This is a genomic window from Bacillus sp. LH1 (assembly GCF_057924895.1).
The window spans coordinates 4,200,970-4,225,430 of sequence record NZ_CM175007.1; the positions used below are offsets into that span (position 1 = coordinate 4,200,970).

The 24,461-nt window shown below is 36.8% G+C and carries 24 protein-coding genes; 3 read left to right on the top strand and 21 right to left on the bottom strand.

Annotated features, from left to right (window positions below):
- Nucleotides 1-19: 19 nt before the first annotated feature.
- The 17 genes from ACX9TM_RS21760 to gpr form a co-directional block, all read right to left on the bottom strand.
- Entirely contained in the window at nt 20-979 is a 960-nt protein-coding gene (locus ACX9TM_RS21760) for a PhoH family protein (RefSeq protein ID WP_000840501.1), read from the bottom strand.
- Between the two features lie 3 nt (nt 980-982).
- Nucleotides 983-2,182: a sporulation protein YqfD gene (gene yqfD, locus ACX9TM_RS21765; RefSeq protein ID WP_000792498.1), complete on the bottom strand. Its 1,200-nt coding sequence runs from the start codon at nt 2,180-2,182 to the stop codon at nt 983-985.
- Between the two features lie 161 nt (nt 2,183-2,343).
- Complete coding sequence (yqfC, locus tag ACX9TM_RS21770) at nt 2,344-2,637, bottom strand: sporulation protein YqfC (protein WP_000732269.1); 294 nt, start codon at nt 2,635-2,637, stop codon at nt 2,344-2,346.
- A gap of 918 nt (nt 2,638-3,555) precedes the next feature.
- Nucleotides 3,556-3,999, bottom strand: a complete 444-nt coding sequence (locus tag ACX9TM_RS21775; RefSeq protein ID WP_000054562.1) for a GatB/YqeY domain-containing protein — start codon at nt 3,997-3,999, stop codon at nt 3,556-3,558.
- A gap of 15 nt (nt 4,000-4,014) precedes the next feature.
- Entirely contained in the window at nt 4,015-4,188 is a 174-nt protein-coding gene (gene rpsU / locus ACX9TM_RS21780; RefSeq protein WP_000048061.1) for a 30S ribosomal protein S21, read from the bottom strand.
- 320 nt (nt 4,189-4,508) lie between these two features.
- Entirely contained in the window at nt 4,509-5,861 is a 1,353-nt protein-coding gene (gene mtaB / locus ACX9TM_RS21785; RefSeq protein WP_000108680.1) for a tRNA (N(6)-L-threonylcarbamoyladenosine(37)-C(2))-methylthiotransferase MtaB, read from the bottom strand.
- Nucleotides 5,862-5,867: 6 nt separating this feature from the next.
- Nucleotides 5,868-6,617 (bottom strand): 16S rRNA (uracil(1498)-N(3))-methyltransferase, encoded by a 750-nt coding sequence (locus tag ACX9TM_RS21790; protein ID WP_065382256.1) that lies wholly within the window; start codon nt 6,615-6,617, stop codon nt 5,868-5,870.
- A gap of 144 nt (nt 6,618-6,761) precedes the next feature.
- Complete coding sequence (gene prmA / locus ACX9TM_RS21795) at nt 6,762-7,700, bottom strand: 50S ribosomal protein L11 methyltransferase (protein ID WP_000872097.1); 939 nt, start codon at nt 7,698-7,700, stop codon at nt 6,762-6,764.
- 28 nt (nt 7,701-7,728) lie between these two features.
- Nucleotides 7,729-8,844 carry a molecular chaperone DnaJ gene (gene dnaJ / locus ACX9TM_RS21800; RefSeq protein WP_000043946.1) on the bottom strand — a complete coding sequence of 372 codons (1,116 nt, stop codon included), beginning with the start codon at nt 8,842-8,844 and terminating at the stop codon, nt 7,729-7,731.
- A gap of 204 nt (nt 8,845-9,048) precedes the next feature.
- Nucleotides 9,049-10,884: a chaperone protein DnaK gene (gene dnaK / locus ACX9TM_RS21805; RefSeq protein WP_000034704.1), complete on the bottom strand. Its 1,836-nt coding sequence runs from the start codon at nt 10,882-10,884 to the stop codon at nt 9,049-9,051.
- Between the two features lie 26 nt (nt 10,885-10,910).
- Nucleotides 10,911-11,477, bottom strand: a complete 567-nt coding sequence (gene grpE, locus ACX9TM_RS21810) for a nucleotide exchange factor GrpE (RefSeq protein ID WP_000392711.1) — start codon at nt 11,475-11,477, stop codon at nt 10,911-10,913.
- Nucleotides 11,478-11,591: 114 nt separating this feature from the next.
- The gene (hrcA, locus tag ACX9TM_RS21815; protein WP_000954941.1) at nt 11,592-12,608 is read right to left on the bottom strand and encodes a heat-inducible transcriptional repressor HrcA; all 1,017 of its coding nucleotides are present in this window, start codon (nt 12,606-12,608) and stop codon (nt 11,592-11,594) included.
- Between the two features lie 133 nt (nt 12,609-12,741).
- Nucleotides 12,742-13,881 carry a radical SAM family heme chaperone HemW gene (hemW, locus tag ACX9TM_RS21820; RefSeq protein ID WP_000249433.1) on the bottom strand — a complete coding sequence of 380 codons (1,140 nt, stop codon included), beginning with the start codon at nt 13,879-13,881 and terminating at the stop codon, nt 12,742-12,744.
- Between the two features lie 51 nt (nt 13,882-13,932).
- Nucleotides 13,933-14,307: a winged helix-turn-helix transcriptional regulator gene (locus ACX9TM_RS21825; RefSeq protein ID WP_001293539.1), complete on the bottom strand. Its 375-nt coding sequence runs from the start codon at nt 14,305-14,307 to the stop codon at nt 13,933-13,935.
- A 130-nt stretch (nt 14,308-14,437) separates the two neighbouring features.
- Nucleotides 14,438-16,261 (bottom strand): elongation factor 4, encoded by a 1,824-nt coding sequence (lepA, locus tag ACX9TM_RS21830; RefSeq protein WP_001030951.1) that lies wholly within the window; start codon nt 16,259-16,261, stop codon nt 14,438-14,440.
- A gap of 210 nt (nt 16,262-16,471) precedes the next feature.
- Nucleotides 16,472-16,837: a YqxA family protein gene (locus tag ACX9TM_RS21835; RefSeq protein WP_063220094.1), complete on the bottom strand. Its 366-nt coding sequence runs from the start codon at nt 16,835-16,837 to the stop codon at nt 16,472-16,474.
- Nucleotides 16,834-17,937 (bottom strand): GPR endopeptidase, encoded by a 1,104-nt coding sequence (gpr, locus tag ACX9TM_RS21840; RefSeq protein ID WP_000662618.1) that lies wholly within the window; start codon nt 17,935-17,937, stop codon nt 16,834-16,836. The genes ACX9TM_RS21835 and gpr overlap by 4 nt, the downstream gene beginning before the upstream one ends.
- Before the next feature lie 180 nt (nt 17,938-18,117).
- Between gpr and rpsT the strand changes: the two genes are divergently transcribed.
- Nucleotides 18,118-18,375, top strand: coding sequence for a 30S ribosomal protein S20 (rpsT, locus tag ACX9TM_RS21845; protein WP_001274011.1), 258 nt, complete (start codon nt 18,118-18,120; stop codon nt 18,373-18,375).
- A gap of 83 nt (nt 18,376-18,458) precedes the next feature.
- On the opposite strand, the gene holA is transcribed toward rpsT, so the two are convergent.
- Nucleotides 18,459-19,469: a DNA polymerase III subunit delta gene (gene holA / locus ACX9TM_RS21850; RefSeq protein ID WP_001279916.1), complete on the bottom strand. Its 1,011-nt coding sequence runs from the start codon at nt 19,467-19,469 to the stop codon at nt 18,459-18,461.
- A 346-nt stretch (nt 19,470-19,815) separates the two neighbouring features.
- On the opposite strand from holA, the gene ACX9TM_RS21855 reads away from it, so the two are divergent.
- Nucleotides 19,816-19,950 (top strand): YqzM family protein, encoded by a 135-nt coding sequence (locus ACX9TM_RS21855; protein ID WP_000997609.1) that lies wholly within the window; start codon nt 19,816-19,818, stop codon nt 19,948-19,950.
- A gap of 31 nt (nt 19,951-19,981) precedes the next feature.
- Here ACX9TM_RS21855 and ACX9TM_RS21860 read toward each other — a convergent pair whose 3' ends face one another.
- The 3 genes from ACX9TM_RS21860 to ACX9TM_RS21870 all read right to left on the bottom strand — a co-directional run bounded on the left by ACX9TM_RS21860 (nt 19,982) and on the right by ACX9TM_RS21870 (nt 23,538).
- Nucleotides 19,982-22,303, bottom strand: coding sequence for a DNA internalization-related competence protein ComEC/Rec2 (locus ACX9TM_RS21860; protein ID WP_065382139.1), 2,322 nt, complete (start codon nt 22,301-22,303; stop codon nt 19,982-19,984).
- Nucleotides 22,304-22,317: 14 nt separating this feature from the next.
- Complete coding sequence (locus ACX9TM_RS21865) at nt 22,318-22,875, bottom strand: ComE operon protein 2 (RefSeq protein ID WP_000439770.1); 558 nt, start codon at nt 22,873-22,875, stop codon at nt 22,318-22,320.
- Nucleotides 22,876-22,938: 63 nt separating this feature from the next.
- Nucleotides 22,939-23,538, bottom strand: a complete 600-nt coding sequence (locus ACX9TM_RS21870) for a helix-hairpin-helix domain-containing protein (protein WP_000989932.1) — start codon at nt 23,536-23,538, stop codon at nt 22,939-22,941.
- Nucleotides 23,539-23,615: 77 nt separating this feature from the next.
- Between ACX9TM_RS21870 and comER the strand changes: the two genes are divergently transcribed.
- Entirely contained in the window at nt 23,616-24,443 is an 828-nt protein-coding gene (gene comER / locus ACX9TM_RS21875; RefSeq protein WP_001020554.1) for a late competence protein ComER, read from the top strand.
- Nucleotides 24,444-24,461: the final 18 nt, after the last annotated feature.

Genomic DNA, 24,461 nt, shown 5'->3' on the forward strand with positions numbered 1-24,461 from the left:
ATGATCCTGACAAATAGGATCATTCCATTTTATCATATGCCTCAATAATACGTTGCACCAATGGATGTCTCACAACGTCCGTTTGTTCTAATGTAATAAATGACAGACCTGATACACCAGATAAAATATTAGCAGCTATAGATAGCCCTGATTTTACCCCTTTTGGCAAGTCTACTTGTGAAGGGTCCCCTGTAATAACCATTTTAGAACTAAAACCTAATCTTGTTAAAAACATTTTTATTTGAGCACCCGTTGTATTTTGAGCCTCATCTAAAATAACAAATGAATCATCAAGCGTACGCCCCCTCATATAAGCAAGCGGAGCTATTTCAATTACTCCTCGCTCCATCATACGCTGCGTATATTCTTGTCCAAGAATATCATGTAAAGCATCATATAACGGGCGTAAGTATGGATCTACCTTCTCTTTCAAATCCCCTGGTAAAAAACCTAAATTTTCTCCAGCTTCTACAGCAGGTCTTGTTAAAATAATTTTCTTTACATATCCTTGTTTTAAAGCCCTCACAGCCATTACTACAGCTAAATATGTTTTTCCAGTTCCTGCAGGCCCTATCCCAAAGACAATATCATTCTTCTTCATCGCATGAATATATCTTCTTTGCCCCATTGTTTTTACACGAATGGATTTACCTTTTGCAGTCTTGAAAATTTCTTCCTCATATAACTCTTCAAATTGAGCAATTTTCCCTTGTTGTGCAAGCTGAATCGCATACGCAACATCTCTCTCTGAAATTGATATACTTTTACGAATTACAACAAGTAATTGCTGTAAGATTTTTTCTACGAGTGCCACCGTTTCAACTGCCCCAGATACATGAACAGTTTCTCCTCTAGTTACGATCGATACATTCAGTTCTCGTTCAATTACTTTTAAATGCGCATCATTAACTCCAAAAAGAGCGATTGCTTCGTTAGCATTTTCCAATTGTTGGTTCATTTCTACTAATTGTTCTGCCATTACTCAGTCTCCTTGAATATCGGATTCGGATATTGGTTGTGGCTCTGCAATATTTTCAACCACAGTATAATGCAATGTAACTTTTAGTTGATCCGCCTCAACCTCTTTACTCAAAATCTTATCACTTACAATCATAGCATGTTCATCCAATTTTTTCTTTAGTTCTTTTTCGGCCATCTCCTTCGCTACTTTCAGCGCTTGCTTTTCTGTATATTCTCGATTCGCTTCTTCCTCTTCTCTCACAACATCTTTTTCATATGCAATCGGCAGTGTAAAACCAAATAATTTCACATCATGCTTTACACTTTCAGTACGAGAGCGTTTATACTTATCATGCTGAAATCCCCATATTTTTATTTTCGTATCCCCGAATTTAAGAAAATGTTCATTGTATACATTACCAGTATACACTTGGAATTGCGTCTTTAACGGGACATCCACCTTAGATGTATACCACGTTTCGCCATATACAATACCTTTCGCTGAAACAATCGTCGGACTTTCCTCATTACCATATATTCCCGATACGAGAATCTGTCCTTTTTCTACATGATCATTTTTCAGTACAACCGGCTTTCCAACTTCTACAAACGTTTTTGTAATAATCGCTTCTTTTTTTGCTACTAAATTTTGCGGCCTTTGTTCCTTTTCTTTCTTCGGTTCGTTTTTTTCAACAATTTTAAAATGATAAGTCGTTCCCCTTACTTCTAGTCCCGCCCAAGTAATGGCATTAATATTATCTGTCAAATGGCGTTGTACATCTTCTACATTCGGCATTTGAAATTGTAGTTTCCCTTTTTTAATACCCATTTTATCCAATTCTTTCATCAATATATATTCTGTTTCAGGTTTAGCTCCTGTAATTTCAATTTTCCAAACCATATTTGACATTGCAATCACACCAAAAAAGAAAATTAAAAAACCAATTAAAAATCCACTGTTTTTAATTAAACGTTTATTCCAAAAAGGAAAACCATAACGTCCAATAAAATATAATTTACATTCATTTTTTCTATAAATTGGTTTTATTTTTTTCACATCGCGTAACAACATACAAAAAACTAACGTTTCATCAGCTATCTTTTTAACATCCCAAACTAATAAATTCCTCCGTACACATTCATTAACAAACCGTTCCGCTCCTCTACCTTCAATTCGCACTTTTACATATCCAAGCCACTTTATAAACCATTTATTTTTCATTTACCACCTTCACTACCTTTCTAAAAGTAGATATACTACTTTTTATTTGAAGCATTAAAATAGCTCGTACTAAAATAAAACAGAGTAAAACTGTAATCAGTCTCTATCAACGGAACTTTTACAGGATAAAGAAGAAAAACTTCACAAATGGAAGTTTCACTTCAATCACCTTTTTTTTCATTTTCTAAAAATGTTACTTGCTCAATTATCCCCTCGAGTAAAAGCTCTTCTGGAAGAATCGTTTTAATAACAAAGGATTGTCCTTTAATTAATAATTGACCGTGTTTTAAAAGCAATCGCACTTCTTTATCTGAAAACACTAATAACCCCCGATGATTTTCTATATAAATATGTATTTGCCCAACAAGAGTAATCCGAGGTAGATCCATTAATACATCCACTGGTAGGTCTACTTGTTTTGTCAACCAATTTTTCATTTGTTCTAATTTCTTCATCTCGAAAGACCCCCTCTCATCCCATATATATGTATTTCTTCACAAGTGCCTATCGTGTTATAACGACTTCACTAACATAACTATATTCTGCAAGAGTTCATATCATGTTAATTAAAACAGTCGCTATATGAAATCATATTTGTCAGGACAATGATGGATCAGAGGATGTTACCTTTAATAATAGAAGTATTAATACAAGAATATGCGCCCCTACAGGATATCAGTACAAGTTACATTAAGAAATTGAGCCTAGCGAGAAGTGGGAAACTTGAAAAAACCTGTTACAATTCGTTCTGGACGTGACATACTGACCATAGAATAAGTAGTTGTCATTTATTGGACAACTGAGATAAAGTAAAACTATAATCAATCCTCACCAATCGGGCTACCCGTTAATGCGGGATAAAATCAAAAAAAAGAAAATTTCTTCACTCTGAATGTTACGTTGTAAGTAAGAATATTTTATAGATGGTTGTTATATGAATTTCAAAAAATATTAGGGTTCATTAAAAAATGAATTAATAAATGAGGAAATACGAAAGGAAATCGGCTTTGGTCAAGAAGTTTTGAATGTTATAAAACAAGTTACCGACAGTAATATCCAGCCATTTTATGCAACTGATGCAAAATCTAAAATAGTTAGAATCTCTTTCGTTACCTTTGAGGATTATGCTGAAGAGCAAGCTATAAAACTTCAATCTGAGTTTCAGAAGGCTCGGTACTTAGCTTTTATTCGCGAAAGAAGTTTTAGTCAAGGAAGTAAGAATAGGTGTAGAATCGGAATTATACAAGGAAATAATAAATTGAAACTTTAACTAGAGGGGTTTTTATCACTTACAGAAACGCTTTTTAAGCAATATAGCGTTTCTCCTTAATCAGAACAATAAAAAAACGTCTCATACGAAATGAGACGTTTTTTTATGCTAATAGCTGGATAACCAGCTTATTCACAAGTGATCCGTCTGTTTTACCTTTTACTTTCGGCATAACAGCAGTCATCACCTTACCCATATCTGCTTTAGAAGTCGCACCAACTTCAGAAATAACTTGCTTGATTACATCAACTAGTTCTTCTTCAGTTAATTGCTCTGGCAAATATGCGCTTAAAATCTGAATTTCACTTTGCAGTTTATTAACAAGGTCTTCACGACCAGCTTTTTTAAATTCAAGGAGGGAGTCCTTATACTGTTTTACTTCACGAGCTAAAACTGTTATTTCCTCTTCTTCAGTAAGAGTATGTTGCAGTTTAATACCTTCATTTTGTAAAGCAGCCTTAACCATACGAATAACGGTTAATTTTTCTTTTTGTTTATTCTTCATCGCTTGTTTCATATCATCGTTTAAACGACCGAGAAGACTCATAACTTACACCCTCTCTTAGAATTTACGCTTTCTTGCCGCTTCAGATTTCTTCTTACGTTTTACACTTGGTTTTTCATAAAACTCGCGCTTTCTTGCTTCAGCAAGTGTACCAGTTTTAGAAACCGATCTTTTAAAACGGCGAAGTGCATCCTCCAAAGACTCGTTTTTACGAACGACTGTTTTTGACATTCTCTTTCCCTCCCTCCGAAACATCACACTTACATACTAACTTCAGCATGCAAAAAGAAACACTTCTTCAGCATGTCTTTTACGATTATAATACATTTTATCACTTCAGGTCAACTATTTGGCAGAATAAAAGAAGAATAGAAGCATTTCCTTTTCAAAAGTTATGCAAATAACTAGTATCCTTCACTGATGAAGACAACTATATTTTTATCATTTCATCTTTTTTCATACAGGGATGCATGAAACGCCTCCCCACCTTCTATTACTTAACCGCTTCAAATAAAGAAAGCATGCAAACCGTTTCCGGTTGCACGCTCTTTTTATGCGCTAGCTGATTCTTTTTTCACATCATCTTCAAGAACACGAACAAATTGCGCTTCGTTATATGGATAACCAGCTTTCGTAATTTTCACTTTCACTAGCTTACCAATTAATTCTTCTGATCCTTCAAATACAATTTTCAAGTAGTTATCTGTATAACCTACATATAACCCTTCACGGTCGCCCTCTTTAAATTGCTCTTCCGGAATGATTTCAAGCACTTCACCTTCAAACGCTGATGCGTACTCTTTCGCTAATTGATTAGATAGCTCAATTAAACGATGAACACGATCGTTCTTCACATCTTCAGGAACTTGATCTTCCATGCGCGCTGCAGGTGTTCCTGTACGTTTTGAGTAAGGGAACACATGTAACTCAGAGAAGCGGTTCTCTTTAATGAAATTGTATGTTTCCATGAATTCTTCTTCTGTTTCACCTGGGAAACCAACGATTACGTCAGATGTAATCGCAAGGCCTGGTAACGCTTCTTTCAAACGATCTAAACGCTCTTGGAAGAATTCCATCGTATATTTACGACGCATACGTTTTAATACAGTATTAGAACCAGATTGCAACGGAATATGCAAGTGGCGTACAACTACTTCAGATTTATCTAACACTTCAATTACTTCATCTGAAATTTGACTCGCTTCAATAGAAGAAATACGAAGACGTTTTAATCCGCCTACTTCCGCTTCCATATCACGAAGTAATCCAGCTAAGTTATAATCTTTTATGTCTTCGCCGTATCCACCTGTATGAATACCCGTTAATACGATTTCTTTATAGCCTGCATCCACTAATTGTTGCGCTTGTTTAATAACTTCTTTTCCATCACGAGAACGCATTAAACCGCGCGCCCAAGGAATGATACAGAATGTACAGAAGTTATTGCAACCCTCTTGTATTTTTAAAGACGCACGTGTACGATCCGTGAAATAAGGTACATCAAGTTCTTCGTACACACGTGTTTTCATAATATTGCGGACAGCATTAATTGGTTGACGCTCTTTACGGAATTCTTCGATGTAACCTAACATCTTTTCACGATCCTGTGTACCAACTACAATATCCACACCCGGGATCGCCATAATTTCAGCTGGAGATGTTTGTGCATAACATCCCGTTACACAAATAACTGCATCTGGATTTTGACGCACAGCACGTCTGATTACTTGACGGCTTTTTTTGTCCCCAGTATTCGTTACTGTACATGTGTTAATAACATATACATCAGCTTTCTTTTCATATTCTGTTCTTTCATAACCACCTTGTTTAAACAATTGCCAAATGGCTTCTGTTTCATAGTGGTTTACTTTACAACCTAACGTATGGAACGCAACAGTTGACATTGATCATCACCCCATCAATTCAAAATGATACGAAGCAGCACTTAACGCGTATAACGGCGCCGTTTCTGTTCTTAAAATTCTTGGTCCTAAACTACATGGTACAAATTTATGTTCACGAAGCGCTGTAATCTCTTCCTCAGCTAAACCGCCTTCTGGGCCAAATACAATCAATAGCTTTTGACCTGGTTTCATTGTCGTTAAAGCTTTCGCAAAATTAGATTTCTCGCCTTGTTTTGCTTCCTCTTCGTAAGCAACAAGACAAGCATCATACTCACCACTCATTGAAAGCAATTGCTTAAATGATGCTGGAGCATGTACTTCTGGAATTTCACTTCTATGTGATTGTTCCGCAGCTTCTTTCACAATTTTTCTTAAACGCTCAACTTTTTTATCAGCTTTTTTCGCATCCCATTTTACGATAGAGCGAGATGCTTGAAATGGTAAGAATGCAGCTGCCCCAAGCTCAGTTCCTTTTTGAAAAATTAACTCTAGCTTGTCTCCTTTTGGCAGTCCACTTGCAATCGTCACGAAAACAGGAAGTTCACTTGACGCCTCTACCCATTCTACAATAGCCGTATTAATAAATTCACTGGTAATTTCATCAATTGAACATACTGCTGTTTTTCCATTTACACAGCAATAAATCTGATCACCAGCTGACATACGCATCACTCTTGCGATATGATGTACGTCATCACCTACAATGCGAATACTTGTCTCATTTACATATTTCTCTTCTACAAAATAACGTTGCATATAATCACCTTAGTAGAGTTTCGTTCCTTTCGTAAGTCAACACTTACGAAAAGAACGAAACGTTATCATTTTTCATATAACAAACGGCAAGTCCCTCACCTTATAGTGAGAGACTCCCCTTTTCATTATAGACTAAAATCTATATTACGCATTTCGTGCAATAATTGCTACCCAATCTTCCATTCGTAACACTTCTTCAATTGTAAATCCAGCTTTTTCTAGCGCCTCAGAAATTACTTTTTCCTTCGCAGCAATAATGCCCGATGTAATAAATAATCCACCTGACTTCACAACTCTTGCTGCATCTTCAGGGAATAATAGAATAATTTCTGCTAATAAGTTAGCTACGATTAAATCAACAGGACCTTCAATACCTTCTAAAAGGCTATTTTGTCCAACAGACACGATATCATCTGTTTTATTTAAACGTACATTCATTTCTGCACTTTCAACCGCAACCGGATCTAAATCATACGCTTGAACAGAAGACGCACCTAATTTTGCTGCTGCAATACTAAGTACACCAGAACCTGTTCCTACATCAATAATAGCGTCACCTGGCTGTACTGTTTTTTCTAAAGCACGGATACACATCGTTGTTGTTGGATGAGTTCCTGTACCAAACGCCATACCCGGGTCTAATTCAATGATTTTTTCATCAGGAGAAGATGGTGTATATTCTTCCCAAGTCGGTACGATTGTGAATGTATCAGAAATTTGTACTGGATGGTAATATTTTTTCCAAGCAGTAGCCCAATCTTCTTCATTGACTTCGTTAACGGTAATATTTCCAGTACCAATTTCGATGTCGTAAGATGGAAGCACATCAATAGATGATTTTACACCTGCAATCGTTTCATGTAAAGAATCGGTTTGCGGGAAATATGCTTTTATTAATACACCTTCCGCCGGATATTCATCTGGATTCAATGCATAAATTTCACCATATTGTTGCTCGCGCTCTTTCGTTAACTCCGCTGGATCCTCAATCGCAACTCCGCTAGCACCAGCTTCATGTAAAATATGAGAGACAGCTTCTACTGCTTCTTCTGTTGTATGAATACTAATTTCTGACCATTTCACAATTTACCAACTCCATTTTTTATTTCCATTATTCCCCTTTGAAAGCACGTTTAAGCTTTCCGAATAAACTATCATCCTGCTCTTCTTGTCCTGCAAATTCACGTAATAAATCTTTTTGCTGTGAAGTCAATTTCGTCGGTACAACAACACGAACGACTACATATTGATCTCCTTGACCGTATCCACGTACGTTCGGAGCACCTTTTCCTTTTAAGCGGAACTCTGTTCCAGTTTGTGTTCCTGCTGGGATTTTCAGCTTCACTTTACCATGAACAGTAGGAACTTCCACTTCAGCACCAAGTGCCATTTGTGCAAATGTTAATGGCATTTCGCAAATAATGTGGTCTCCTTCACGCTCGAAGAATTCATGATTTCTTACATGAACAACAACATATAAGTCTCCTGCTGGTCCGCCATTTACGCCGGCTTCACCTTTTCCAGACACACGAATTTGTTGACCATTATCAATACCCGCTGGAATTTTAACATTAATTTTTTTACGTTTACGAACTTTACCTGAACCGTGACATGTCGTACATTTTTCTTTAATAATTTGTCCAGTTCCTGAACAATGACCACAAGCTTGACGGTTTACGATACGACCAAACGGTGTGTTTTGTTCAACACTCACTTGACCAGAACCTGAACAATGTTTACATGTTTCTTTTGAAGTTCCTGGTTTTGCTCCACTACCTTTACAAGTATCACATGGATCTTCTACTGGAATTTCCACATTTAATTCCTTACCAAAAATAGCTTCTTCAAAATCTAAAGTGACTTGATATTGTAAGTCAGCGCCTTGGCGCGGAGCATTTGGATCACGACGTCTGCCGCCGCCACCGCCAAAGAAAGAACTAAATATATCTTCAAAACCGAAGCCACCACCGAAGTCTCCTCCGCCGCCAAATCCACCGAATCCTTGATTTGCACCAGCATGACCAAATTGATCGTACTGCGCACGCTTTTGATCATCACTTAACACTTCGTATGCTTCTTGTACTTCTTTAAACTTTTCAATTGCATTTTCTTCTTTGCTTACGTCTGGATGGTATTTTTTAGCCAAACGACGATACGCTTTTTTTATTTCATCTGTTGAAGCGCCCTTGCTAAGTCCAAGGACCTCATAATAGTCTCGTTTACTCATAAATTTACAACCCCCGAATCTTTCACATAAACGTAATTTTAACACCGAAAGAAAGTGCTTTGCAACAAAGTTTCCTCACTTACAGTATGCAAAGCGAAAAACTTAAGATCCTCACACATCGCTTCTCATTCGTGAAAAAAGCCAAAGTCAAGGCACGCTTGACTTTGACTTTTTGTCATCTTACTTATTATGTTTACAGTTGAATTACTTGTCTTCTTTTACTTCTTCAAACTCAGCGTCAACTACATTGTCTTTCTTCGCGCCAGCGTCTTGTGCACCTTGCGCACCTTCTGCTTGACCAGCAGCTGCTTGAGCTTGCTCGTATAATTTAACAGTTAATTGTTGTACGATTTCTTGTAAAGCATCTTTTTTCGCACGAATTTCTTCAAGCTCGTTTTTCTCGATTGCAGCTTGTAATGCTTCTTTCGCTTCTGTTGCTTTTGCAACTTCAGCTGCATCTACTTTACCTTCTAAATCTTTTACAACTTTGTCTGTTTGGAATACAAGTTGGTCAGCTTCATTACGAAGTTCAACTTCTTCCTTACGTTTTTGGTCAGCGTCAGCATTTGCTTCCGCTTCTTGTACCATACGTTCTACTTCTTCATCAGAAAGACCTGAAGAAGATTGGATTGTAATAGCTTGCTCTTTGCTTGTTCCTAAGTCTTTCGCACGTACGTTAACGATACCGTTCGCATCAATATCGAATGTTACTTCGATTTGTGGAATACCACGTGGTGCTGGTGGAAGGTCAGTTAATTGGAAACGACCTAACGTTTTGTTGTCAGCTGACATCGGACGCTCACCTTGTAATACGTGAATGTCTACTGCTGGTTGATTATCGGCAGCTGTCGAGAATACTTGTGACTTACTTGTTGGAATTGTAGTGTTACGCTCGATTAATTTCGTGAACACGCCACCCATAGTTTCAATACCTAAAGAAAGTGGAGTTACGTCTAATAATAGAACGCCTTCTACATCACCAGTAAGTACGCCACCTTGAACTGCAGCACCTAATGCTACAACTTCATCAGGGTTTACACCTTTATATGGCTCTTTACCAGTTTCACGTTTAATAGCTTCTTGTACAGCTGGGATACGAGTAGATCCACCAACAAGAATAACTTTATCTAATTCGCTTGGAGCAAAACCAGCGTCTTTTAATGCACGACGAGTTGGCTCTAATGTTCTTTCAACAAGACCTGCTGAAAGCTCTTCGAATTTCGCTCTTGTTAACGTTAATTCTAAGTGTAATGGACCAGCAGCTCCAGCACTAATGAATGGTAATGAAATTTGAGTTTGTGTTACACCAGAAAGATCTTTTTTCGCTTTTTCAGCTGCATCTTTCAAGCGTTGAAGCGCCATTTTATCTTGGCTTAAATCAATGTTATTTTCTTTTTTGAACTCAGTTACTAAGTGATCGATGATAACTTGGTCAAAGTCATCGCCACCAAGACGGTTGTCACCAGCAGTTGAAATAACTTCGAATGTGCCGTCTGCTAACTCAAGGATAGATACGTCAAATGTACCGCCACCTAAGTCATATACTAAGATTTTTTGTTCTTCGTCTTGTTTTTCTAAACCGTAAGCAAGTGCTGCTGCTGTTGGCTCGTTAATGATACGCTCAACTTCTAAACCAGCGATACGACCAGCATCTTTCGTTGCTTGACGCTCTGCATCGTTGAAGTATGCAGGTACTGTAATAACAGCTTTCGTTACTGTTTCACCTAAGTATGCTTCAGCAGAAGCTTTTAAATTTTGTAAAATGATTGCAGAAATTTCTTGAGGTGTATAATCTTTACCTTCAACTTCTACTTTGTAGTCTGTACCCATATGACGTTTAACAGACATGATTGTATTTGGGTTTGTAATTGCTTGGCGCTTTGCAACTTCCCCAACTTGACGTTCTTCATTTTTGAAAGCTACAACAGAAGGTGTTGTACGGTTCCCTTCTGGATTTGGGATAACCTTTGGTTCTCCACCTTCCATAACAGCTACACAAGAGTTTGTTGTACCTAAGTCAATACCGATAATTTTACTCATGGCGAATCCTCCTAGTTTTATGTAAATTATTGATTTACTTTTACCATTGATGGGCGAATCACACGGTCTTTTAATTTATAACCTTTTTGGAATTCTTCCACAACCGCGTTTGATTCAAATTCACTATCTTCCACTTGCATAATAGCTTGGTGTTCATTAGGATCAAACTGTTTACCAACAGCTTCAATCACTTCCACACCTTCTTTAGTCAGCGCTTCTAACAATTGACGATGCACCATCTCCATACCTTGTAACAATGATTTCGTTTGCTCATCAGTCGCTTCCACTTGCATTGCTCTTTCAAAATTATCAAGAGCTGGCAAGATGTCTGAAACTAGACTTTGTGCTCTATATTTTTCAGCAGCCTGTTTATCCATTTGGACACGGCGCTTATAATTTTCAAAATCAGCTTGTAGACGTAATGTGCGACCTTCCGTTTCCGTTAGTTTCGCTTGTAACTCATCTACTTTTTCTTGTAAAAGAGCAGCCTCACTTTTTTCTTCTACAGTTTCTTCACTGTTTTCTGGCGTGACAGCTTCTTCAACTTGCGCTTCTTTTACTTCTTCTACCACTTGTTCGTTACGCTCTTCCACAATATTCACCTCCTTAAAAGGTATTAGGTATCATGCATAGCATGATTACCTAAGCATTATATATTACACACAGCAATGAAAATTTCATCACTTGAGCGAATGTATTACTCTCATTTACTTTTTAAGCCCATCAGTAAATTGTCTCGTAAATAACTGTAACAAACTAATTACACGAGAATATTGCATTCTCGTAGGACCTAAAATAGCAATTGTTCCAAGTTGCTCTTCGCCGATCGAATATGTTGCAGAAATTAAACTACAATCCTCCATAGCCGTCGAAGAGTTTTCCCTACCAATTTTCACTTGAATCCCGACTTGTTTATGACGCAAAATGTCATAAAATTCGGCTTCATTATCAATCATGGTAAGTAAAGATCTAACCTTTTGAATGTCATGGAACTCTGGCTGCGAAAGCATATTTGCTTTTCCTCCAAAGTATATCTTTTCCGATAACGGAACTTGAAATGTACCATCCAACATTTTTATTGCACTATCGTAATTATGAACATACCCACGTAAAACTGTAACAATTTCCTTAAAGATTTTATTATGAAGTTCTTCCATCGGTACGCCAGATAGCTTTTCATTTAAAATATTAACCATTTTTTCTAAATCTGATAAATCAACAGATTCCGGAACGGTAATCGTTTTACTTTGTACATGCCCTGTATCGGTTACAATAATAGCGACTGCAGTTTGACGATCAAGCGGCACAATTTGTACATTTTTAAGTTTATTTGTACTTAACTTCGGTCCAAGAACAATTGCCGTATAATTCGTAAGTTCTGATAAAATTTGAGCAGATTGCTGTGCAATTTTTTCCGCTTCAAAAATTCTTTCAGCAAATAAATCTTTAATTTGTACAATTTCAGCGTTCGGTAAGTTTTGCGGCGCTAAAAGATGGTCTACATAAAATCGGTAGCCTTTCTCAGAAGGAACACGTCCAGAAGAACTGTGCGTTTTTTCAATAAAGCCTAATTCTTCTAAGTCCGCCATTTCATTTCGAATAGTAGCTGAACTAAATGTGATTTCATCTTTTTTAGCCAACGTTCTAGACCCAACGGGCTGCGCTGATCCAATAAAGTCATCAATAATTGTTTGTAAAATTAAGAGCTGACGTTCCGTAAGCATCTCATCATCACCTCTGTTAGCACTCTTTGTCTTTGAGTGCTAAATCTATTAATAACTTACCAAAATTGACATTCAATTGTCAACGGAAACGTCACGAAATAATGAAACTTTTTCACGCCTATGGAACATTTAATTAGTCAATCAAAAATGATTGGAATACTTCATTCCCTAATAATTTTCCTTTTCGCGTTAAACGCACATGTCCATCTTCCTCTTCAAGCAATCCCTGCTCTTGGTTGCTTTGTAACTGCTTCGCGAAAACTTGATCCATCTCTACATTAAATTTATTGCGGAACGCCGTTTTAGAAACACCTTTTGTTTTTCGAAGCCCTAAGAACAGCTCTTCTTCCATTCTTTCTTTCTCCGTCACTTTGTGAACATCTAAATACGGAAATCCTGTTTCATCAATTTTATTAAAATATTGCTTCAGAGGACCAACATTTTGAATACGTTCTCCGTTCACATAACTATGAGCTCCAGCTCCAAATCCATAATACTCTTCATTATTCCAGTATGTGAGATTATGTCTACTTTTATTGTCACCTTTTGAGAAATTACTAATTTCATACTGGTTATAACCGTGTTTCTCCATTTCATCCATTACTATTTCATACATTTTCGCTTCATGGTCTTCACCCGGAAGACGTAATTTTCCTTTGTTCATTAAGTTATAAAACACTGTTTTTGGCTCCACAATTAATGAATATGCCGAGAAATGTTGTACACCAAGCGTAAAAGCAATATCTAATGTTTCTTTTACATCTTCTATCGTCTGTCCTGGCAAAGCATAAATAATATCTACATTAATATTTTTAAAGCCTACTTCCTGTGCCTCTCGAATCGCGAGGAATGCATCTTCCCTCGTATGCTTGCGCCCGATCTTCTCAAGAAGTTCATCACGGAACGTTTGCACACCAAAACTAATTCGATTTACTCCACCTTCTAGCAGTACATTTAGCTTCTCTTTCGGTAAATCTCCTGGATTCGCTTCAAATGTTAATTCACAATTCGGGGCGAACGGACGCAAATGACGATTAATAATCTCGAGTAATTTTTTTGTCTGTTCCATATTTAACGCTGTCGGAGTTCCCCCACCCACAAAAATCGTTTTCATACTATCAAATGGAACTTTTTGAACCGTATTTATTATTTCCTTCTCTAAATAATCTAAATATTGATCAACCGGTTGGCGTTCAATAAACACTTTATTAAAATCACAATAGTGACAAATGTGCTGACAAAATGGAATATGAATGTATGCAGCTTGTACCAAATATAACTCCTACCTTTCTAAAAAGAAAACCTCCGCACTCCGGAGGGTTCTCTACTTCTCTAACGTATTACGAATTTGTTCCATTCGCATTTTTCCCCAATCATACATCATTTCAACGATCGGTAAAAGTGACATGCCTAGTTCCGTCATATAATACTCAACGCGAGGAGGAATTTCGGGATATACTGTCCGATCAACAATCCCATCTTCCATTAACTCTTTTAATTGGTTCGACAAAACTTTATGAGAAATGCTTGGGAATAACCGTTGTAATTCACTGAAACGATGCGGCCCTTCCACACCAAGATGCCACAGTATCACAACTTTCCACTTTCCACTAATAATAGAAAGCGTCAATTCCTTTTCACAATTAAAATTACCATTTTGTATTTTATCTTGAATATCTTTTCGAATATTTTCGGACATTAACAATCTCCTAACTCTATATGAACTAAAAAGCTCTCTCATTATTGTAAATGAGAGCTGCTCAGATGTCTAAAAAGTAATTATACAGAAAAAAGAAGCCGCACAAACGACTTCTTTTTTATTTCAAATATTAGTTGTCATCCATTTTCAGTACAGCCATGAATGCCTCTTGCGGTACTTCTACAGAGCCAACAGACTTCATACGTTTTTTACCTTCTTTTTGCTTATCAAGAAGTTTACGCTTACGAGAAATGTCACCGCCGTAACATTTTGCAAGTACGTTTTTACGCATCGCTTTAATTGTAGAACGTGCTACAACTTTATTTCCGATAGTCGCCTGAATTGGCACTTCGAACTGTTGTCTCGGAATTAATTCTTTTAATTTCTCTACGATTACTTTACCACGGTCATACGCTGAATCACGGTGTACGATAAATGATAAAGCATCCACTTGTTCATTATTTAAAAGAATATCCATTTTCACAAGTTTAGATGGCTTATAGCCAATTAACTCGTAGTCAAATGATGCATACCCTTTCGTATTTGATTTCAATTGATCGAAGAAGTCATATACGATTTCTGATAACGGGATTTCATATGTTAATGTAACACGCGTTTCATCTAAATATTGCATATCAATAAACGTTCCACGTTTACCTTGGCAAATCTCCATTACAGCTCCAACATAGTCATTCGGAACCATAATTGAAGCCTTCACAAACGGCTCTTCTACACGATCGATAGACTGTGGATCTGGCATATTAGATGGGTTATCAACAATAACATCTTCACCGTTAGTTAAATAAACTTTATAAATAACGCTTGGCGCTGTTGTAATTAAGTCAATCTTAAATTCACGTTCAATACGTTCTTGAATGATTTCCATGTGAAGAAGCCCTAAGAAACCACAACGGAAACCAAATCCTAGCGCTTGAGATGTTTCTGGTTCAAACTCAAGAGCAGAATCGTTTAACTCTAATTTTTCTAATGCATCACGTAAATCGTTATAACGAGCAGAGTCAATTGGATACAGACCACAGAATACCATCGGGTTTAACTTACGGTAACCTGCTAACGGCTCTGCAGCTGGACGTTTCGCATGTGTAATCGTATCACCAACACGTGTGTCACCAACATTTTTAATCGATGCTGCTAAGAAACCTACATCACCTACTGTTAACTCGTCACGTTGCGTAGTTTTCGGTGTAAATACACCTACTTCTGTTACTTCAAATTCTTTACCCGTTGCCATCATACGTACTTTATCGCCAACTTTTACTGTTCCATTTACAACACGGATATAAGCAATTACACCGCGGTACGGATCATATAAAGAGTCGAAAATCATACATTGTAATGGCTCTTCTGAATCACCCGACGGAGCTGGTACTTTTTCAACAATTTGTTCTAAAATTTCTTCAATACCAATTCCAGCTTTCGCAGAAGCAAGTACCGCTTCTGATGCATCTAAACCAATTACATCTTCTACCTCTTGACGTACACGTTCTGGATCCGCACTCGGTAAGTCGATTTTATTAATAACTGGTAAAATTTCCAAATTATTATCAAGCGCTAAGTATACGTTTGCTAACGTTTGCGCTTCAATACCTTGCGCTGCATCTACTACAAGAATCGCGCCTTCACAAGCCGCTAAACTACGAGATACTTCGTACGTAAAGTCGACGTGTCCTGGTGTATCAATTAAATGAAGAATATACTCTTCACCATCTTTTGCTTTATAGTTTAATTGTACTGCGTTTAATTTGATTGTAATACCACGCTCACGCTCTAAATCCATAGAGTCAAGCAACTGAGCTTTCATTTCACGTTGTGTTAACGCGTTTGTTTTCTCTAAAATACGGTCTGCTAACGTTGATTTTCCGTGGTCAATATGAGCAATAATAGAGAAATTACGAATTTTGGACTGTCTTTTTGCTCTTTCTTCTTTATTCATCTATGTTCTCAACTCCTAATAGTCTCGCCAATATACACTAGCACTGATTATATCAATAGAGCAACAAAGATTCAATGAAAACTCGTGCTGCTTACGATACAAATCATTCTATCTATATCTTATGCGAATAAACCATAAGAGACAAACCCTTTTCAAATTTTAAAACGGCTGTCTTACAAACCAGTAAAACAACCGCCTCCCATGTTACTCTTAGCTAAAAATTCCTTTTATTTTCCCAACAACGATATCCGTTCCGAACTTCGTCATTTCATAAGCTACACTTGCTACTGCCATCCCAATTCCTTCTACAACATTAAAACTTCTTAAACGTTCTAACTGTTGTTGTTTTTCTGAGGCCGAAAACGAGCTACCCAAAATTTCTGATTCAGCACCTGTACTTTCTGTCCCTGTCATATGAGCTATTTGTTCATATGACAGTTGCTGATAGCCTTTCATACTTTTCAAACCATGATTAGCAAGTGCCACTCCTGCTATCATCATAAGTAAACATAAAGCCACACTACATATACACAAAATCGTAAAGCGACTCAAACGATAATCATCTGTTCCCCTCAATGTGTATATGCTCCCGTATTATCTTGATCAATTTGATGATGCAGCGCCGCATTTAAACCACTCGCTATTACATTCGCCATATCCTCAATAAAAGTATCTACTTCTTTTGGGGTTACCATTAAATTATGACCAAGAGGAGATAGCACTTCATAAATCAGCCTTCTTTTTTCTTCTTCTTCCAACGTGCCAACAGCACCTAAAAACATATTTCTGCTCTTTTCATCCGGCATATCTTCTTCCGTTAATTTTTTCTTTTCTCCAAATGAAAATCCCGCTGGTAACAAAGAGCGTGAAGGTTTATTTCCTTCTTTCATCTCTCGGCCGAAATGTTTCAAAATAAAATCAATCGTATCACTTGTAATCGAAACAGCATCGACCACAGTCGGAACACCAATCGCGATTACAGGGATACCTAATGTGTCTTTACTTAGTTCTTTACGTTTATTCCCAACCCCCGATCCGGGATGAATTCCAGTATCAGAAATTTGTATCGTGCTATTTACTCGTTCAATAGAACGGGCAGCTAATGCGTCAATCGCAATTACAAAGTCCGGGTTCGTCTTCTCAATAATCCCATAAATAACATCGCTCGTTTCGATCCCTGTAATTCCCATTACCCCCGGCCGAATTGCACTAACAGGCCTAAACCCTTCTTCTACACTTTCAGGCTGTAATTGAAACAAATGTCTCGTTACTAATACATTTTCTACAACTATCGGTCCAAGAGCATCTGGTGTTACATTCCAATTCCCAAGACCTACAATTAAACAGCTTGCTTCTTTTGTAACGCCAACCTCTTCTAAGAAATTAGAAAATTCTTTTGCAAAAATACGCTCCACTTTTTGTTGAAGTTCTGTATCTTGCTGACGTATACCTTGAACTTCAAGCGTTAAATAATTTCCAGGCTTTTTACCCATCGCTTCAGAGGCAGCTTCATCAATTGTTACTTTTGTAATTATAGTCCCCTCTTCTTCTCTCTCTTTTACAATAACTCCCTGTATCCCTTTTTGTTCCTCTTGGCTTTCTTGCAACATTTGATGGGCTTCTACAGCAAGGTCAGTTCTAATGCTATATTTACTTAAATCTAATGGTTCTTTCATCGTATCTCCTCCGTAATTCATAGTAAATATCGTTAGATTTCCCAAAGTTATATAAGGTCATTCTTTCCTTTACGTGAAATTTCATGGATATACTATTGCAATTCTCTTCACCGTTTGATAGAATATCACTTGTTCTATGTAAGAATCGAGTCATTCGATTGCACCAGGGAGGTGAAAAGTATGGCAAACATCAAATCTGCTATCAAACGCGCTAAACTTAGCGAAGAGCGTCGTGCACATAACGCTTCTATCAAGTCTGACATGCGTTCTGCTGTTAAAACTGTAGAAGCTTTAGTTACTAATAACGATCTTGAAAATGCTAAAGAAGCTTTCAAAACTGCTTCTAAAAAACTTGACAAAGCAGCTCGTAAAGGTCTTATCCACCAAAACGCTGCAGCTCGTCAAAAATCTCGCTTAGCGAAACAAGTAAACGCGTAAGGCGTTTAAAAAACGATCCATTTGGATCGTTTTTTTATATACAAAAAAGTTCATGTACTTAGTACATGAACTTTTTTGTGTCATCACATATGATTTAATCGCATTAAGAAAAACTCGAGCACAAGTTTCTTATCCATCTTTCCCGTCTTCATACTATAATCAGCTTCCGCTAATTCTATAATCACTTTTTTTAATTCTTCAAAAGAGAAAAACTTCGTTTGATTCATTGCCAACTTCACGCGATACGGATGTACACCAATATGAGACGCAATTTGATTTTGTCCATAACCACGTTGCTGTAGCTCTTTCACTTGATACAACAAGCGGAATTGACTCACTAATAACGCAAGCAATTTAATCGGCTCTTCCTGCTGCGTAAATAATCCATCCAAAATTTGCATTGCACCTGCAATATCTTTTTTCACCACTTTTTCTGTCAAAGCGAATACATTTTGCTCAACGGATTTTGGTACAAGCTCTGCAACAAGTTTCGTCGTAATCTCTCCGCCCATACCAACGTATAACGTTAACTTGTCCATTTCCTTCGCCAACATTGTTACATTACTTCCTACAAGCTCTAGCAACAAACTAACAGCCGCGTTATCAATATGCACATGCACTTCATCTGCACGAGCAACAATCCACTTCTGAACATCCTGTATTTGCATCGCATTTGCTTCTACTACATCTGCTGTTTTCTTTAATAGTTTTGTAATTTTTTTTCGCTCATCAAGTTTTTCGTAAGGCGCAACAAAAACAAGAATAGAAAATGGAGAAGGTTCACCAATGTATTCTTCTAAAATTTTTATATTTTGCTCTAACTTTTCTTTTTGCGAAGTCAAAAATAGCGGTGATTTTATTAACAGTACTTTCCGTTCTCCGAAGAAAGGAAGCGTACGCGCATCCTCAACCACATCTTCTAAATACGCTTCTTCTAAATCGTATGTCACAACATTAAACTCTCGATCTTCTTCTTCAAGTGCTTCTGTCGTAATAAGCTTTATCGTTTCATTTATAAAAAAAGCTTCCGTTCCATATAGTAAATATAACGGAGCAAACTGTTTCTTTTTAATTTTTTTATGTATATCACTCATACTTTTTCCTACTCCCTAACTTGGCAATATATATTTATACTAATGCCCTAGCTTTTGTTTTACAAGTACAAAGGAACAGGCTTTATAACCCGTCCCTTTATTTATATTAAACGCCACGCAATAAGCCCCGGGTTTCTTATTGGTGTGCGGTAATCACCTTCCCTTTATTATTCGCAATAAAAATTTGAGTATAAGTGCCAACTGTTAACATGCTTGGAAACGAAAAACTCACATTACTTCATGATTTAAAAGTAGCAAAAAAGCTCGTTTTCTCTTCATATGGAAATTGTAGATTTTTTTCTGACAATATTTTATACTAAAGTGGAATGTTGGGGAGGGATTCTAAATGAATGATTTTGAACAAAACGTTCAAAGTAAACGCAATGACGCTATTGATTCAGGGGTAGGATTTATCGTCTCATTTGGTTTTTTCGCAACACTTTTCATCATTGCAACTGTTATTAAATTTATCGGTTCTTAAAGACTGCCACTTCATGGCAGTCTTCTCTTTTTCATCTATTATGTGTTTTATCATATGTGATTTTACTTTTAAAGGTTCCATTTTCCCCTTTAAAAACATAGGAAATAGCACCTTGCTTGTCCGTGCGCCATATCGCACTCCCCATCTTCTCAAAACGCTCTATCACTTCTTTATGCGGGTGTCCATACCTATTCTGCTTACCAACAGATATAATCGCTACACGAGGCTGTATGACGTTCAAAAAAGGCTCTATAGATGACGTATTACTCCCATGATGAGCAACTTTTAAAACATCCACTTGTAAATCTGGATATGCCTCTACTAAAATCTTTTCCCCTTCTTCTTCCAAATCGCCTGTAAATAGCCACTTCAACCCTCCAAATTTTGCCCATATTACAATTGAAGCGTTATTTTCGCTTTTTTCTTTTCCTTTTGGAGCTAAAACGAAAAATTCCGCTTCATTTACACTCCAACTCGCCCCTTCCCCCACTTCAGTTATTTTCATTTCCTTTTCTAATGCCTGTTTCTTGACTACTTTTTCTAATACTGCATCTTTTCCCTTTCGGCCAAATACCACTTCTTTTACAGGTATATGTGATAATAATTCTTGCGCAGCACCTATATGATCTGCATCTCCATGTGTTACGATTAATTTATCAATTGTTTTAATACCTTCTTTTTGTAAAAAGGGTATTAAAACATCATTCCCAACAGAAAATTCATGCTTTTTTTGTTGCCATTCTTCCTTATTCACACGAAGCGTTCCACCTGTATCAATAAGATAAATCCCTTTATCATACGGAAGGCGAATTAATATTGCATCACCTTGTCCAACATCAATAAATGTTACACTTCCGCTTCCCCTAAAATATGGATATACATAATGACATGTGCTAATAAAAATAAATACACTCGCAACTATACAAACCATTTTTTTCGGCGCTCTTCTTTCCCAAACCATCAATATACTGACAATACTCGCGCAATATACAGCTACAAGATTGAAGGGCGTTTCCCCGAAGATAAGCTGGGTAAATGGTAAACTTTCACAATAACTTAGAAAATCATTAGACATACTCAAGCCTATTGATAATACATCCGCAAATCCTTTTGCGAGAAACGGGACAATTGGCATACACAGTAAAATAATAATGCTACATGGTAATACAATGATAGATAAAAACGGAACGTATAAGAGATTGAGGAGAATGCTATATGGAGAAAAATAACCAAAGTGATATAACAAAATCGGAGTACTAACGAGCTGTGAAATGATAGAAATATAAATAGAATTTCGGATTACTCCGTTGCTACTCCCTAACAATAACGGAGCAGACAAAAGTAAAGCGAAGCTACCTACAAAAGAAAACTGAAATCCAATATTAAAAACAAGATAAGGGTCATATATAAGCATACATATAGCTGTTACACTTAAAGCATCTAAACTAGATAAACGAATCGAGCACATAAAAGCAATCAACATCAAAACCCCTGTTATAGAAGCTCTTATAACAGAGGGTGAAGCCCCTGCTAAAACCATATACAAAGGAATACAAATGATAAGGCAAATTGTTGCTACCTCCCTCGTCGCACCGCTTCTTAGCAAAATAAAATATACTATCACCATCAACAATACAATGTGTGAACCTGAAATTGCTAACAAATGTACAAGGCCAAATTGTTGATATTGCTCTTCCACTTCAAACGTCATTTGTTGTCTATCACCAAAGAGTAATGCATTCATAAAAGCACCTGATTGCTCTGGAAACATTTCTGTAACTTTCGAGATTGCTTGTTGCCTTAAAAGAAGAATCCATTGCGTGAGCGACAATGATGTTTTATAGCATTCAGAAATATATGTAGCCTCAAATGTGAAATGAATATGTTGCTTGTATAAATAATCACGGTAATTAAAACCATGAAAATTCCGAGCTGTTTCCGGTTCTTTCCTCTCACCCTCGAATACACATGATATCCCTGCGTATAATTGTTGCATTTTTTTCTTTTCCAAAGCTGATTTTATTCTATAACTTAACTGCACTATATTTTTATTCTGATCTTCAAATTGAAAAGATAGGCGATCCCCATTAACAAGCGGTGTGTTTTGTATAACCCCTCTTGTAACTGCATAGGGCTTCCCTAGAGGCTTATTCCATACTTGAACATAGGAAGTGTATATAACGCTACTAAAGCACGCTACAATACAAAAAATGAAGGTTTTACGCGAAGTGCGATATAAACAGAAGAAAACATTTAAAAAGAGGCAAAAAACTATCAATAAAAGTGACGAGGAAAAGGCAATTGCAATCCCTATTATAAACGAGATTGCAACATACCCCCATTGTTCTTGCAACTTATACTCACTCCTTATAGCATCATTTTTGCTTTCGTGAATACATGCTGTAATTCTTCCATTGATAAATTATCTTTTTCTAAAGACACAAATAATTCTTTCAACTCTGTATAACGTTTTTGATCCTCTAATGCAGCAATATCATATTCTAGCGGAACGTGTTTCACTGTTACATTCGCTTGTTCAAATAACTCTATGGCGTATGGATGATTTTTATAATCCTGCGCATAATAAACCGCTGTAATACCACTTTGAATAATTGCCTTACAACATTGTAAACAAGGGAAATGCGTAACGTAAATTTCTGCTTCCTCTGTTTTCGCACCAAACTTGGCACATTGTAATAAAGCATTCATTTCGGCATGAATTGTCCGAACACAATGATTATCGATTACGTAACAACCATCATCTATACAATGTACGCCACCTTTAATTGAACCATTATATCCACCAGCAATAATTCGTTTATCGCGAACGATTGTCGCTCCTACCGCAAGCCTTGTACATGTACTACGCAAAGATAGTAGATGGCTTTGCGTCATAAAATATTGATCCCATGAAATTCGTTCCATATTTTTCACCTACTTTTTTGTCTACTTGTAGTGTAGCGAAAGAAGAAAAACTTCGTCAATCTTTTACGGAATAATAATTTGATCTTTTATCTTTTCAAGAGACTTCGCACCAATCCCATCAATCTCTAATAAATCTTCTATTTTCTGAAACGGACCATGTTCTTCTCGATATTTCAAAATACTTTCTGCCTTTCGAGAGCCAATCCCTGTAATTTTTTCTAGTTGTTCTTTCGCCGCTGTATTTATTCGAATCTTGCCATCTTCCTTAGAAGAAGTAAGCACCCCTTGTTCTGATTCATTTTTACTCGGTATATAAAGAAGCATTTGATCTTGTACAATTTGTGCTAAATTCACTTTTTTCATATCTACTTCTGATAAAAAACCACCAGCCTTTTGAACCGCATCCTTTACGCGATCTCCTTCCTTCATTTCATATACCCCTTCTTTACTAACCGCTCCTTTCACATCAATTATAATTGTTCTTTTCTGTTCCTTTGTATCCGATATTTTCGGTTTACCCTTTTTTTCGATCTCCTTCTCTTGTACATTCATTGTAATAGGCATTCGTTCTACACTCTGATTCGTTTTCCAAAAAACAAGAAAAAGTAAAGTTCCAATAATAGCTACTAAACCTAACCACTTTTTCGGAAAATCCCACATCATTTTACACCTCTAATCATAAATTTATAACATCATTCATATTGTTTAGGAGAAAGCTGTTACGAAGGAGGGATGAAACTTTGAACATAGGAATTATAGGGACAGGAAACATGGGGAATATACTAATCGATGCATTTTTAGAAACCCGTGCTGTCAAACCTTCGTGCCTTACAATCATTAATCGGACGCCTGCAAAAGCATATCATATAAAAGAAAAATACCCTTCTGTTCATATAGCAAAAACAATCCCGGAAGTAATCGAACAATCACAACTTATTTTTATTTGTGTCAAGCCGATAGATATATACCCTATCCTAAAAAAATACGCTGAACATTTTTCTGATGAAACGTGCTTAGTTTCTATTACAAGTCCAATATCTCCATCACAATTAGAGACTCTCGTACCTTGCCACGTCGCGCGTATCATTCCAAGTATCACAAATCGCGCGCTCTCTGGCGCCTCACTATTTACATTTGGAGATAATTGCTCTGAAGAATGGCAACAAAAACTACTTCGTCTATTCAAAAACATTTCTACACCTCTTGTAATAGAAGAAGATATAACGCGCGTTTCATCTGATATAGCAAGTTGCGGTCCTGCTTTCTTTAGTTATTTACTACAATGCTTCATTAACGCTGCTGTAGATAAAACAAATATTACACACGAAGAGGCTACTACTTTAGTAAGTGAAATGGTCGTGGGGATGGGGAAATTACTTGAAAAAGAAATCTTCACATTACCTACCTTACAAGAAAAGGTTTGCGTGAAAGGCGGCGTTACTGGGGAGGGCATTCGGGTTTTAGAAGAGCACGTTGGAGATATGTTCCATAAGTTAATCGAGCGAACACATGAAAAATTTGATGAAGATTTAGAATGCGTTGATCAGCAATTCAATAAACACACATAATAAATACGTCATTTTCAT